Origin of the sequence: Pectobacterium sp. S5, from assembly GCF_051707265.1 — a bacterium.
GTDB classification, from domain to species: Bacteria; Pseudomonadota; Gammaproteobacteria; order Enterobacterales; family Enterobacteriaceae; genus Pectobacterium; species Pectobacterium polare.
This window is the reverse complement of record NZ_JAULSZ010000010.1, coordinates 1-13,979: the sequence shown is the minus strand read 5'-3', so window position 1 is coordinate 13,979 and position 13,979 is coordinate 1. Positions and strand designations below refer to the sequence as shown.

11 protein-coding genes are annotated in these 13,979 nt (G+C 55.2%); 5 read left to right on the top strand and 6 right to left on the bottom strand.

Annotation, left to right across the window (positions count from 1 at the left end; all coding sequences use genetic code 11):
* Positions 1 to 35 precede the first annotated feature (35 nt).
* Positions 36 to 362: an EthD family reductase gene (locus QWJ20_RS21400; protein WP_120358523.1), complete on the bottom strand. Its 327-nt coding sequence runs from the start codon at positions 360 to 362 to the stop codon at positions 36 to 38.
* A 315-nt stretch (positions 363 to 677) separates the two neighbouring features.
* On the opposite strand from QWJ20_RS21400, the gene QWJ20_RS21395 reads away from it, so the two are divergent.
* Positions 678 to 1,589 (top strand): LysR family transcriptional regulator, encoded by a 912-nt coding sequence (locus QWJ20_RS21395; protein ID WP_349718714.1) that lies wholly within the window; start codon positions 678 to 680, stop codon positions 1,587 to 1,589.
* Here the strand turns inward: QWJ20_RS21395 and QWJ20_RS21390 are convergent, their stop codons facing one another.
* From QWJ20_RS21390 to QWJ20_RS21380, 3 genes are all read right to left on the bottom strand, one after another.
* Entirely contained in the window at positions 1,590 to 2,708 is a 1,119-nt protein-coding gene (locus QWJ20_RS21390; RefSeq protein WP_349718715.1) for an alkene reductase, read from the bottom strand.
* A 110-nt stretch (positions 2,709 to 2,818) separates the two neighbouring features.
* Positions 2,819 to 4,123 carry a lytic murein transglycosylase gene (locus QWJ20_RS21385; protein WP_433993404.1) on the bottom strand — a complete coding sequence of 435 codons (1,305 nt, stop codon included), beginning with the start codon at positions 4,121 to 4,123 and terminating at the stop codon, positions 2,819 to 2,821.
* Positions 4,124 to 4,442: 319 nt separating this feature from the next.
* On the bottom strand, positions 4,443 to 5,915 hold the full coding sequence (locus QWJ20_RS21380) for an efflux transporter outer membrane subunit (protein ID WP_433993403.1): 1,473 nt from the start codon (positions 5,913 to 5,915) through the stop codon (positions 4,443 to 4,445).
* Positions 5,916 to 6,001: 86 nt separating this feature from the next.
* On the opposite strand from QWJ20_RS21380, the gene QWJ20_RS21375 reads away from it, so the two are divergent.
* The 4 genes from QWJ20_RS21375 (at position 6,002) to QWJ20_RS21360 (ending at position 12,259) form a co-directional block, all read left to right on the top strand.
* Positions 6,002 to 6,616 carry a TetR/AcrR family transcriptional regulator gene (locus QWJ20_RS21375; protein ID WP_433993402.1) on the top strand — a complete coding sequence of 205 codons (615 nt, stop codon included), beginning with the start codon at positions 6,002 to 6,004 and terminating at the stop codon, positions 6,614 to 6,616.
* Positions 6,617 to 6,708: 92 nt separating this feature from the next.
* On the top strand, positions 6,709 to 7,818 hold the full coding sequence (locus QWJ20_RS21370; protein ID WP_433993401.1) for an efflux RND transporter periplasmic adaptor subunit: 1,110 nt from the start codon (positions 6,709 to 6,711) through the stop codon (positions 7,816 to 7,818).
* Positions 7,815 to 10,904: an efflux RND transporter permease subunit gene (locus QWJ20_RS21365; RefSeq protein ID WP_433993400.1), complete on the top strand. Its 3,090-nt coding sequence runs from the start codon at positions 7,815 to 7,817 to the stop codon at positions 10,902 to 10,904. The genes QWJ20_RS21370 and QWJ20_RS21365 overlap by 4 nt, the downstream gene beginning before the upstream one ends.
* Positions 10,905 to 11,011: 107 nt before the next feature.
* Positions 11,012 to 12,259 carry a multidrug effflux MFS transporter gene (locus tag QWJ20_RS21360; protein ID WP_433993399.1) on the top strand — a complete coding sequence of 416 codons (1,248 nt, stop codon included), beginning with the start codon at positions 11,012 to 11,014 and terminating at the stop codon, positions 12,257 to 12,259.
* A gap of 70 nt (positions 12,260 to 12,329) precedes the next feature.
* On the opposite strand, the gene QWJ20_RS21355 is transcribed toward QWJ20_RS21360, so the two are convergent.
* Both QWJ20_RS21355 and QWJ20_RS21350 read right to left on the bottom strand, forming a co-directional pair.
* Positions 12,330 to 13,517: a CocE/NonD family hydrolase gene (locus tag QWJ20_RS21355; protein WP_433993398.1), complete on the bottom strand. Its 1,188-nt coding sequence runs from the start codon at positions 13,515 to 13,517 to the stop codon at positions 12,330 to 12,332.
* 368 nt (positions 13,518 to 13,885) lie between these two features.
* Positions 13,886 to 13,979, bottom strand: a 94-nt coding sequence (locus QWJ20_RS21350) for a hypothetical protein (RefSeq protein ID WP_433993416.1), incomplete at its 5' end; no start/stop codon positions are given.

Sequence of the window (13,979 nt, the reverse complement as noted above, 5' to 3'; positions counted from 1 at the left end):
CAAGGCGAAGGGAAAACGCGACGCAATAACGTCTCTCAGCGCTTTCTTATTTCCGTGATGTACGTGACGGCAACGTGGTCGGCAAAATTGGGAACATCCTCAAAGGCTTCTTTACCCGTTGGCGAGTTGAAGGCTGTCATTGCGTCTTCGATGGAGTCAAACCACAGTTCAGAGAAGCCATCCACCGGCGAGTCTGGGTATTTTTCCCGATCGATAGGGTTCAGGACGTATCCCTTTAAGCCGGGCAGGCGCAGGGCGATTTCGGTATGCACTTCATTCCAGTGTTTCACAAACTCGTCAAAGCTCTGACCCTGCTTACGAGTAATAAAACCCACGTGTTTAAAACCTGTTACTGCTGCCATAACATTCTCCGGTGTCGATGCCTTCTGGGTTATTTCCGCGATAACTGAGGCTGTCGAGCCTTTCATTGTTGCCGTTGCCTCACGGTTTTTCGCTTTGAGGCATCGCGGTAAATTCGGGCATCACTATGATTGTTTTTTATTTCATGATAAACCGGCTTTCATTCGCCTCTCTGTAGACATAAATTCAACAATCACGGTAGGAAGTAAACGGTATCGTGATGTGGAATGCAGTCTGGAGCCCGCGACGCTCGCAGGACGTTATCTTTCAAATCAGGCATGCAGGCCGAGCCTGATACGTTTAATGGACAATTGAGTATGCGTACAACCGATCATCTGGGCGGCATCAACGCCTTTGTTACCACGGCACAGCAGGGCAGCTTTACCGCTGCGGCCGAGCGACTGGGCCTGACGAAATCTGCGGTGGGGAAGAGCGTCGGCCGTCTTGAGGAGCGGCTCGGGCTAAAGCTGTTTCAGCGATCTACGCGCCGCCTCAGCCTCACGCCGGATGGCGAACGTTTTCTGATCAGCTGTCAGAGCGCCATGGATATTCTTGAGCAGGCAGAAGCTGAGCTGACGTCTCACATCTGCCAGCCTGCGGGGCGGCTCAGGGTTGATTTGCCTGCGGCATTCGGCAGGCAGCGCATTCTTCCGGTTCTGCTGAACATCACCCGCAGCTACCCTGAATTGGCGTTAACCGTGACCTTTAGCGAACGGTTTGTTGACCCAATTGAAGACGGGATTGATCTTGTCATTCGCATCGGTGAACTGGCCGACAGCAGTGGTCTGGTAGCGAGACGACTGACAACCCAGAAGCTGGTTATTTGTGCTGCACCGGACTACCTGCTTCAGCGTGGTGAACCGATATCGGTGGATGAATTGAGTCAACATCACTGTGTGGTGGGGTTTCGCCGGAATCAGCCTATCACCTGGCTTCTGAAGGACGATAACGGGCAGACAACGCGTTATACACCACCGGTAACGCATGAGTTTGCTGACGGTGACGCGATGCTGGCCGCCACGCTCGCCGGGTGTGGCCTGTCTCAACTACCACGGTGGCTGGTCGGTCAATATCTTGAACGTGGCGAGTTGAAAGAGGTGCTTGCCCGCCACGCCGATGGTGAAATGCCGATCAGCGCGCTATGGCCTAAAAGCCGCCAACTGCTGCCCAAGATACGTCACGTGGTGGATACGCTGATTCAGGCGGCAGAAGACGGCCAGTTGGACTGATTACTTTTTGTCGTCGGCTGCGTCTGAATAGAACGGGTAATCGGTATACCCTTCCTCCGTGCCGCCGTACATGGTTGCCCGATTGACGTCATTCAGCGGCCAGTCGTGTGCCATGCGCTCGGCGAGGTCAGGGTTGGCAATATACGGCCGACCAAACGCAATCAGGTCAGCCTTTCCTTCTTGCAGATAGGCTTCGGCGCTTTGCTTATCGAACCCGCCTGCGATAACCAGCGTGCCGTCATAGGCGGCCCGGAATTTCTCGACGAATCCGTCAGGAATAGCCTGTTGGCCGAGCGTTTTCTGATCGCTGAGATGGACATACGCGAGCGCACGTTCACCGAGTTTGTTTGCCAACTGTAGCCATGTTTCTTCTTCTCCCTCAAAGGCGTGCATATCGAAGAGGCGTCCGAAGGGAGCCAGCCGGATCCCCGTTTTTTCTGAGCCGATAGCGCGTGACACCGCATCGGTCACTTCCAGTACGAAGCGCAGGCGGTTCTCAATAGGTGCGCCGCCGTATTCATCATCACGGGTATTCAGTCCGCCATTGATGAACTGTTCCAGCAGATAGCCATTCGCCGCATGGATTTCAATGCCATCAAACCCTGCACGGATGGCATTCTCTGCGGCGGTGACGTAATCCTGTACCACGGATGCAATCTCAGTTTTTGTCAGCGCGCGCGGGGTTGTGACCGCTACGGGGCCGGGCTGACCGTTTTCATCCCAGGCGTAGCAGGTTGAATGCTGTGCTCTGACGGCAACGGAACTGACCGGCGCATTGCCATCATTCTGCAAGCTGGTATGAGAAATGCGGCCGACGTGCCAGAGCTGAATGAAGATTTTGCCATTGCGCTCGTGAACGGCTCGCGTCGTTTTTTCCCATCCTTTCACCTGCTCGTCGTTATAAATGCCCGGCGTAAAAAGATAGCCCTGACCCTGAACGGAGATCTGCGCACCTTCGGTAATAATCAGCCCGGCGGAGGCACGCTGCTGGTAATACGTCGCCGTCAGTTCGTCAGCGGTGTCGCCCTGGCGTGCACGAGATCGGGTCATCGGTGCCATCGCAATACGGTTAGTGAGTGCCGTATCGCCGACGATGAATGAGGTAAATAATTTGTCCATGTTTCGGTCCTTTTATTAAGTACCGACCATGATGGGGAAAGGAAGGAGAGGAGGGAACACCTGTCTGTTCCGAACAGATGTTCCATAAATTCTACCTGTCTTCACGGTGTTTACTGGCAGCGCAGCCTGTCAAGCAAGGCATGGTCGGGGTAGCCATCCGGCGGTAGCCCTTCCTGTTGCTGGTAGGTGCGGACTGCCTGCGTGGTACCGCGGCCAATGTTGCCGTCAATTGCGCCCTGATAGAGCTGCTTTTCCTGTAGCAGAATTTGCAGCGCCTCGCGTTCTTTGCGTGTTAACGGCGTTTCCTGACGCGGCCAGGGTTTGCGTACTGGCGTATCGTGCTGGTAGTTATCCGACAGCAAGCCGACAGTCAGCGCATAGGACACGTCATTGTTATACCGCAGAATGGCGCGGAAATTCCCCGTTACCAGAAACGCGGGGCCATTCTTCCCGACCGGCAACAATATCGAGGCTTTCTCCGAAGACAGCGATGTCAGATCTCTAGGTACAGCGGTTTTTACCCCGAGCGCCTGCCAGTCAGCGACGGTTTTCTGGTTATCCATACCGGAAAGAGAATAATCAAAACCGCTGGGCAGATTCACTTCAATCCCCCAGGGGACGCCCGCCTTCCATTTGGCCTGCTGCATATAGTTTGCCACCGACGCCAGCGTGTCTGGGAAAGAGGTCCAGATATCAGGGTGACGATCGCCATCAAAATCAACAGCGTATTGCAAGTAAGAGGTCGGTATGAACTGAGGCATCCCCATGGCTCCGGCCCAGGATCCTTTTATCTGCTCTGGCCGCACATTGCCGTTTTGAATCATACGCAACGCCGCAATCAGATTCTGCCGGTTAAACGCGCGACGATAATTGTAGTAATCCAGCGTGGCCAGTGAGCGGATGACCGCTTTGTTGCCAGTATTGGCACCATAATGACTTTCAATGGAGAGGAAGGCGAACAGCAGTGGCGGATCCACCTGATAGCGTTGATTGATGCGCGTCACGACGTCCGCGTATTGCTTAAGCAGCGTTTTCCCCTGCGCAATGTTTTCCGGCGTGACCCGCTGTTCGAGGTAGGTCCACACGGGGGTGACCAACTCAGGCTGTTTTTGTGTGGCCGCTACCACGTCGGTGTCCGGCGTCAGACCAGCCAACGCGTTATCAAAGGTCTCCGCCGTGATGCCCTGAGAAAGTGCCGTCTGGCGCAGTTCCGCTTTCCATTGCTCCATGCTTTTGTCGGGCGTGGGAAGACCCGTGGACGTGTCAGTGACGCCGTGCGATTGTAGTAACCCGCTAATATCCTTGCATTCATGAGGCGTGTGAGCGCATGCACTCAACACACCGGAACCGATCATCAACACCATGACTCTCGACATCACCAGCATGGATGATGCCTGCGTTCTGTTATTGACCATGTGACTGTTCCATAAGAGAGATACCCATCACACCGCAATGCGAATGATGTAGGGTATAGAGACGTGTCGAAAGCAGGCCCGTAACGTCACTACTGAATCATCGTTGTCGGGCACCACCATGAAATCGTGCAACCTCTCTTAGAGTAATAGTGCAGCAACACGTCAGAATATACAGACAACCATGGACACAAGTGTCACTAACCACATTCATCCGTAAGCATTACTTCTGTTTTCGTAACGGCGTATTGCCGCTGGCTTTGCTCCCCGCCGCAACACTCGGTTTGGTCTTGCGGCGTCCACCCTCAGGTTGGTGCGGATCTTATTGCGCTTTTGCTGTGGTTTCTGGAGGCTGCCAACCGCCGCCGAGTGCTTTGAATGTGGCAACGGCCGCTCGTGCCGATTCGGTTTGCGCCTGGGCCCGGGCGTCGGAGGTTTGTAGCAGGGTTTCATCGGCGTGAAGGACATCAATCAGGCTGCTTGTTCCTTTCTGGTAGGCGATGAAAGACGACTGCCGCGCGCTGGCTAACGCGGTCTCACCGGCGGTTAGCGTTGCGGCTTGCGTCTCGCGATTAACCAAAGCCGAGAAGGCGTTCTCAACATCTTCGGTCGCACGGAGTACCGACAGGCGGTAAGCCGCCAGCGCTTCGGCTTCTTGTCCCTTCGCCTGATCGATCTGAGCGTTAATCCGGCCGAAGTCGAAGAGTCGCCAGCGCAGTCCTAATACGCCCGCCGATTGACTGGCGCCGTTGGAGAACAGATTGCCGCTCGACACCGACGTTGCGCTGCCGAGTAAGGCGCTGAGCGAGAATTTAGGATAGTACTCGCTGATGGCTACCCCGATGCGGGCGTTGGATGCCGCGAGATGGCGTTCGGCCACGATAATGTCGGGTCTGCGGCGCAGCAGGTCGGCGGGTGTCCCTGTCGATATGAGCGTCGGAGGCTGTGGAATGGCCTGTGAGCTGGACAACTGGGCTCGATGGGTGCCGGGAGGTGTGCCGAGCATAACGTCTAATGCGTTCATCGCGGCATCAAGCCCTGTCTGGAGAACCGGCACGGTGGCCTGAACCTGCGCCAATGCCCCTTCGGTCTGGCGTACCTGATACTCGGGAGCCAGTCCTTTGCTGTGGAGTAGCTGTACTTTATCCAGCAGTTCTTGCTGCGTATTGACCTGTCTAGTGGCGATCGCCAGACGCGTTTGTAATCCGCGCAGGGTGATATAGATATCGGCAGTCTGAGCGGTGACGGCCAGACGTGTGGCCGCGACGCCTGCCTCGGAAGCCTGATAGTCAGCCAGTGCCGCCTGACGACCGCGTCTCAAGCCACCGAATACATCAAGCTCCCAACTGGCATTAAGGTCGGTTTCATAGGCATTGCCGTAGCGATTATAGCCAGGAACCGCGTTAAGCAACCGGCCCTGTGGCGTTTCAATCGACTGATAGGCGCGGGCGCTTTGTCCGCTGATGTTGCCCGATGGCAGCAGAGCCGCCGTTGCTGCGCCAAGCCCCGCTTGTGCCTGACTCATGCGTGCGGACGCCTGGGCCAAATCAAGATTCTGTGCGAGCGCACTTGAAACTAACTCGCTCAGTAAGGGATCATTGAAGCTTTCCCACCAGACCGCCACGTCGGCAGCCTGGGTCGCGTTCCCTGCCTTTGTGACAGATCGTTCTGCGGCGGATTGCGTTTGATAACGCGCCGCTATCGGCGCGTCTGGGCGGTGATAATCCGGCCCAACGGCGCAACCTGCCATTAAGCTCGTGGTCACAACCAAGGAAAGGGTACGGAGGGATAACATAGGAATTCCTTGAGTCAAAAAGCGGTGACCATATTACCAATTGGTCACTTGTTGTCAATCAGGGCTCGGTGAGCTAAGCTTCAAAAATGACTAAACATATGAATACACATCCCCCACGTGGGCCGTTGGACCATAGCGTTCGAGATCAGGTTGTGGAAGCGGCCAAAGCGCATTTCGGACACTTTGGATATGAAAAGACAACCGTGTCTGATTTAGCCAAAGCGATTGGTTTTTCTAAGGCATATATCTACAAATTTTTTGATTCCAAGCAGGCGATTGGCGAAGTGATCTGTGCCAGCCGGCTGGCGATGATTATGGATATTGTCAATTCAGCGATTGCCGATGCACCAACGGCATCAGAAAAACTGAGACGCCTGTTTAGATCCTTGACGGAAGCGGGCAGTGACTTATTTTTTCACGATCGTAAACTATACGATATTGCTGCTGTCGCCAGCCGCGATCGGTGGCCTTCGGCAGCGGCACATGAAGAAAGACTACGCCAGCTTATTCAGCACATTCTTCTGGAGGGACGGCAGTCTGGGGAGTTCGAACGCAAGACGCCACTGGATGAGGCAGCGGATGCCGTCTATCTGGTCATGCGCCCTTACATCGTTCCCGCTCAACTGCAATACAACCTGGATGAGGCGGCGTCTGCTGCGGTGTTATTGTCGTCGTTGATATTGCGTAGCCTGTCACCTTAAGGCGTTTGGCATCTTAAAAAAGTGACCATTGACAATATTGGTCACTCATTGGAGAATGCGGTTTCTGTCCTGCTCATTTAAGAAGGGAACCCATGCTTCGGCTCAAATCCACCACTCTTGCTGTTTGCTTGTTGCCTCTCGCCCTGGTGGCGTGCGGCGACGCTACTCATGTTGACGATCCACGCAATCAGCCTCCTTTAGTGAGAACGGCGACCGTGGTGAGTGCCGCCGAGACGTCGCGTTCGTTTACTGGCGTCGTTGTTGCCCGCATTCAAAGCGACCTTGGTTTTCGGGTGCAAGGCAAAATACTTGAACGTCTGGTCGATACCGGCGAGAGCGTCAAACGTGGTCAGCCTTTGATGCGTTTGGACCCCGTCGATCTCAGTTTACAAGCACAAGCCCAACAGCAGGCGGTTACCGCTGCGCGGGCTCGTGCCAAGCAGGCTACCGATGATGAAGCACGCTATCGAGGTCTGGTTGCCGCAGGTGCCATCTCCGCGTCAGCGTACGATCAGATCAAGGCGGCTGCCGAGACGGCGAAAGCGGAGCTGAGTGCCGCACAGGCTCAGGCCGATGTGGCACGCAATGCCACGGGGTATGCCGTTTTGATGGCCGATGCTGATGGCGTGGTGGTCGACACGCTGGCGGAACCGGGGCAGGTGGTTAGTGCCGGGCAGCCTGTTATCCGGCTTGCGCGTGCGGGGCAACGGGAGGCCGTCGTACATTTGCCTGAGACGCTACGCCCCGTGGTTGGGAGCGAAGCCATGGCGATGCGATACGGCTCTGGTAATCCCGCCATTCCCGTGAAACTGCGGCTGCTGTCCGACGCTGCCGATCCTCAGACTCGCACGTTTGAAGCACGCTATGTCCTTGAAGGCGCGCTGGCGAACGCGCCGCTCGGTTCCACCGTCACACTCAATATTGCAGAAGATAAGTTATCTGAGCAGGTTCTTCAGGTGCCTATCGCCGCGCTTTATGATGCGGGGAAAGGGCCGGGCATATGGAGTATTTCTGGTGAGCCCATGAAGGTGTCGTGGCATTCCGTCAGTGTGCTTGGGTTAGGTGATGACACGGCAAGAGTCACTGGCGGCCTACAGCCCGGTGAACAGATTGTGGCTTTGGGCGCGCATCTGCTGCATGAAGGCGAAGCGATCCGCATGGCAGAGTCGCGCGCTGCTGACACGGCGGGGAACCGACCATGAGTGAGTCACGCTTCAACCTTTCGGCGCTCGCGGTGCGCGAACGCGCCATCACACTCTTCCTTATTATCCTGATTACCGTGGCCGGTATTCTCTCGTTCTTCGAACTGGGACGGGCAGAAGATCCACCGTTCACCGTTAAACAGATGACCATTATCTCCGCATGGCCGGGGGCGACCGCTCAGGAAATGCAGGATCAGGTGGCCGAACCGTTAGAAAAGCGGATGCAGGAGCTGAAGTGGTACGACCGCTCAGAAACCTACACGCGTCCGGGACTCTCCTTCACCATGCTGTCGCTGCTCGATAGTACGCCGCCTTCACAGGTACAGGAGGAATTCTATCAGGCGCGCAAAAAGCTTAGCGATGAAGCCAAAAACCTGCCGGCGGGCGTGATTGGGCCGATGGTCAACGATGAGTTCTCGGATGTGACGTTTGCGCTCTTTGCGCTGAAGGCGAAAGGCGAGCCCCAGCGTGTGCTGGTTCGCGATGCCGAATCGTTGCGCCAGCGTCTGTTGCATGTGCCGGGCGTGAAGAAGGTCAATATTATCGGGGAGCAGTCTGAACGGATCTTTGTGTCGTTTTCGCATGACCGACTGGCGACGCTGGGGATTTCTCCTCAGGACATTTTCTCTGCGCTGAACAACCAAAACGTACTGACGCCTGCTGGTTCGATTGAAACAGACGGCCCGCAGGTCTTTCTTCGTTTGGACGGCGCCTTCGACACGCTGGAGAAAATTCGCAACACGCCGATTGTCGCACAGGGCAGAACACTGAAACTGTCGGATGTGGCGACGGTCAGCCGTGGCTATGAAGATCCCGCGACCTTTTTGGTCCGTAATCAAGGCGAGCCAGCGCTGTTGTTGGGCGTGGTGATGCGTGAAGGGTGGAACGGTTTAACGTTGGGGGAAGCGCTGGATGCGGAGACCACCAAGATCAATGAAGGCATGCCGCTGGGGATGACGTTGTCGAAGGTTACCGATCAATCGGTGAACATTAGCTCGTCCGTTGATGAATTCATGATCAAATTCTTCGTCGCATTGCTGGTGGTGATGGCAGTGTGTTTCGTCAGCATGGGCTGGCGTGTGGGGGTTGTTGTCGCGGCAGCGGTACCACTGACGCTGGCGATTGTTTTCGTCGTGATGGAAGCGTCCGGTAAGAATTTCGATCGCATTACGTTAGGATCGCTGATTCTGGCGCTGGGACTGTTGGTGGATGACGCCATTATTGCCATCGAGATGATGGTGGTGAAAATGGAGGAGGGCTATGGCCGCATCAAAGCCTCAGCCTATGCCTGGAGCCATACGGCTGCCCCGATGCTAGCCGGTACGCTGGTAACCGCCGTGGGATTTATGCCTAACGGTTTTGCGCAGTCCACCGCGGGTGAGTACACCAGTAACATGTTCTGGATAGTCGGCATTGCCCTGATTGCTTCCTGGGTGGTTGCGGTGGTCTTTACACCTTATTTAGGCGTGAAGATGCTGCCGGAAATCAAAACCGTAGAAGGGGGACATGCCGCTATCTACGACACCCGCCATTACAACCAATTTCGCCGTTTATTGACGCGTGTTATCGCGCGGAAATGGATGGTTGCCAGCACCGTTATCGTCTTGTTTGTTGTGGCTATTCTCGGGATGGGAATGGTCAAGAAACAATTCTTCCCAACGTCCGATCGTCCTGAAGTGCTGGTGGAGGTGCAGATGCCTTATGGCACGTCCATTGAACAGACCAGTATCACGACGGCGAAGATCGAAGACTGGCTGAAACAGCAGGACGAAGCAAAAATCGTCACGTCCTATATCGGGCAGGGCTCTCCGCGTTTTTATTTGGCGATGGCACCTGAGTTACCCGATCCGTCGTTTGCCAAGATTGTCGTGCTGACGGACAGTCAGGAAGCGCGTGAGGCGCTTAAATTCCGTATCCGTGAAGCGGCTGCTGGCGGGTTAGCGCCCGAAGCGCGTGTCCGCGTGACGCAGCTGGTGTTTGGCCCGTATTCACCTTTTCCTGTTGCTTACCGCGTCATGGGGCCGGATCCTGCCACCTTGCGTGAGATTGCCGATAAAGTGAAAGCGGTGATGCAGGCTAGCCCGATGATGAGGACGGTCAATACCGACTGGGGCCCGCGGGTGCCGACGCTGCATTTCACGTTGGATCAGGATCGGCTGCAATCGGTAGGACTGACATCAAGCACGGTGGCTCAGCAACTCCAGTTCCTGCTCTCTGGCGTCCCGATTACGTCTGTGCGTGAAGACATTCGTTCTGTGCAGGTCGTGGGACGTGCCGCAGGGGATATTCGACGCGATCCTGCAAAAATAGAAGGCTTTACGTTAGTTGGAGCGGCTGGCCAACGGATTCCTCTGTCGCAGATCGGTGAGGTCGAGGTACGAATGGAAGATCCTGTGCTTCGGCGTCGGGACCGCACACCGACGATTACCGTTCGTGGTGACATCGCCGAAACGTTGCAGCCACCGGATGTGTCCGCAGCCATTGTGAAATCATTGCAGCCCATCATTGATACGCTGCCCGCCGGATACCGTATTGAGCAGGCAGGTTCGATCGAAGAATCGGCAAAAGCGACCAAAGCAATGGCACCGCTGTTTCCTATCATGATTGCCATTACGCTGTTGATCATCATCCTACAGGTGCGCTCAATGTCTGCGATGGTGATGGTCTTCCTCACCGCACCGCTGGGGCTGATTGGTGTGGTGCCAACGCTGCTGCTCTTCAACCAGCCGTTTGGTATTAATGCGCTTGTCGGGCTGATCGCGCTATCGGGCATCCTGATGCGTAACACGCTGATACTGATTGGACAAATCCACCATAACGAGAAAGAAGGACTCGATCCGTTCCATGCGGTGGTGGAAGCAACGGTGCAGCGAGCTCGGCCCGTGTTGCTGACGGCGATGGCGGCGATTCTGGCGTTTATTCCGCTTACCCATTCCGTCTTCTGGGGCACGCTGGCGTACACGCTGATTGGCGGGACGTTGGGGGGAACCATCATGACGCTGGTCTTCCTGCCAGCGATGTATGCCATCTGGTTCAAAATACGCCCCGACAATCAGACGCATGTCGATAAACCCGTATCGGTATAAACCGCAAGCCGTATGAAAAATAATCGCCACACAGTGCACCGTGTGGCGAGATTCAGCCTGCTGGCGTGGAGCGTATTCCCACGCCAGTCACCGCCGCTGAGGTAACCATGAGTACTGAAAGTACATCCGCTGGAATGATGGCGAAACCCCATTCCTCCGAAGGCCCGCGACTGACCGGAAAAATTGTCGCGTTATTGGCTGGCCTGTCGGCTATTAGCATACTGTCTACCAATATCATTCTTCCGGCATTTCCCGAGATTGGGGAGCAGCTTGGGGCGTCGGCACGTGAACTGGGTTTGACGCTTTCCAGCTTTTTTATCACTTTCTCGTTAGCTCAACTGGTCGTCGGGCCGTTGTCGGACCGCTATGGACGCAAGAAACTGGTATTGGGCGGTCTCTCGCTATTCATCGTGGGTACGGTAGTCGGTGGCCTTGCTGGTTCATTTGAAACGCTGATCGTTGGAAGAGTGATTCAGGCGCTGGGCATCTGCGCGGCGGCAGTGTTAGCACGCGCAATTGCACGCGATCTGTTTGACGGTGAAACGTTGGCGCGAGCGCTATCGTTGACGATGATCGCGACCGCGGCGGCCCCTGGGTTTTCACCGCTGGTGGGGAGCGTATTGACTATCACATTAGGGTGGCGAGCGATCTTTATACTGGTAGGGCTAGCCGCTTTTGTCATCGCCGTCTTCTATGCTAACGGGCTGGGGGAAACGCATCCCGCTGAGCGTCGTGCACCGAGCTCTCTTTCGAGCGTCATCGTGGCCTATGGCAAGCTGGTTGTGGATGGGAAATTTATCCTTCCGGCACTGTCGATGAGTCTATTGATGAGCGGCTTGTTTGCCTCTTTTGGTGCTGCACCTGCGATTCTGATGAGTGGGATCGGTCTATCTTCCCTACAAGCTGGGCTATATTTTGCCTCCACCGTGTTCGTGGTCTTTGGTGCTGGAATGGCCGCGCCGCGACTGGCTCGTCGTTATGGCCCGAGAAGGATTGCGTCGTTGGGACTCGCTACCGCGTTAGCCGGTGGGGGCTTGCTCCTGCTTGGGCCGGAAGCGCCAAGCCTGAGCGGGTATACCTTGTCGATGATCGTCTTCCTCTGGGGAATGGGCTTAGCCAATCCACTGGGAACGGCCATTACGATGGGGCCTTTCGGGAAAGAAGCAGGGTTGGCATCTGCGCTGCTTGGTTTTTTAACGATGGGAATGGCGGCGATAACAACCTGGCTGGGCTCGGTACTGACGTTTCCTGCGGTCACAACGCTGGGCGGTATACAGGCGACGGCCTGTCTGATAGCACTGATATTGTTTCTCAGTGGTTCACCGACGAGAGCGAATAGGCGCTCAAAGGTGTAATGCTGTAAAAATACCTGCTTGATTAACCCGATGCGGAACCCCCGAAGGGGTTCCCGATGTCATGACAGATCTACTTTGCGACAACCTCATCATTGATGGCATAGACCGTGCAGTTGGCTACCCCTTTGTGCTGGAATGTTTCACAGCTCTTGATGGCTGCATTAGCGGCCTCACGACCGGTTCGCGCCCAGTATGCCGTTCCCCATGCCCCGTCCTTGCCTGTCGCAAACGCTTTCTCATAAAGCCGCGCCGCTTCGTATTTTTTGAACGCCTTTTTGCCTGCGCTGTTATTAAGGTTTGCGGGGGAAGCAAGATGCGTTACCGGTAGGGTGACGACTTCCTCGTATGGCAAGTGTTGCTGTGCAAGGAAGCCCGCCACGGTTTTCCACCAGAAACTTTCTGGAGCGGTATCCATAAAGACGTGTCCATTCTTGCCAAACGCAGGCATTTCAATAAATTCCGCTTTACCTCCACCGCTGCGATAGGCCTCAGAAAAGGCTCTGCCCATTTCCGGGCTGAACGATTGATCATTGCTGGAATAGAGCCACAGAGAAGGGATGCGAGCAGTGAGGCCATACGTGGTGAATGCGTTAATCAAACCGGATCTATCACAAAGTGATTTGCCGTCGATGGAACCCCGGCCTCCGTCAAAATTGATGATAGCCTGAACGCCGGGTGGGTTAACCGCGCTGGTTGCCAGCACGGCAAAGCCACCTGCTGACATACCGGCCAGCACAGCTTTATCCTGAGAGGCCCAAGGCTGGCGTCTTATTGCCGTAAGCGCGGCCAGCATATCTCGGGTGTCTTTTTCACCTGCCAGCTTATGCAGCGGCTGCTTACAGGAACCGCCTAAATATTCAGCCCCGCCGCTTGAATAACCGTATCCCTCCCGCAGAACGGTAACCGCAGCATAACCGTGGCGTGCAAAGGCAAGCGCGGTCGACGATGCACGGTTTGGGTTCATTTCCCAGCGATCAAATTCGGCAGTACCTACGGTTCCATTCGTGATCACGACCACAGGGAGTGTTGTCTGGCTGACTGGCCGCGTGACAAATGCATCGAGTATGGCGGGCTTGCCATTATCCAGCGTGACCTGCAACGAAAGTGGCTCTCTGATCAGGCCGTCGAATTGCTGATGCTGTAGTGAAACATGTTGTAGTGAAACATTCGGTGGTGCGGCGATGGAGGAAAAGGTGAGACCAAACAATGCAGTAATGACGGTTACTCTGGTAAAGCTGGCTATAGAGTGATGTCGCATTTTTGTTACCTTGGCTGGTGTTTGATGAGGTCTTTTCATTCAAAACTGCCGGATGAATATCAGGTATTCACTCCGGCCTCAACGGCAACAGAAGGTCTATTGAGCTGTGGTTTAACTTAAAGGCATAGGCCGTGTGAGTCGGAAACGTTGAAGACTCTAGTAGATGGTTTTACGTTGCGGATTTTTGAGTCGTTAAGAGATCTTTGGGGGTCACTCCGTCATCGAACCAACGTGACCCCGAATCTGACCACCATATTTTTCCGATGCGGAGGAAAAGCAGAATGTGTACCGGAAAGACTTTTTCGCGTGAAGGGGCTTTGTTGAATAAATAAGATTCCGTGCGTACGTCCCTGTAGCTGGCTGGATTTTCAGGCAATACGCACGCTTTCTGGCATACCGGCCTTCGTCATTTTGTTCAGTGCTCGTACCATGGCCAGAGCCTCTGCAACCTGGCCATCGTAG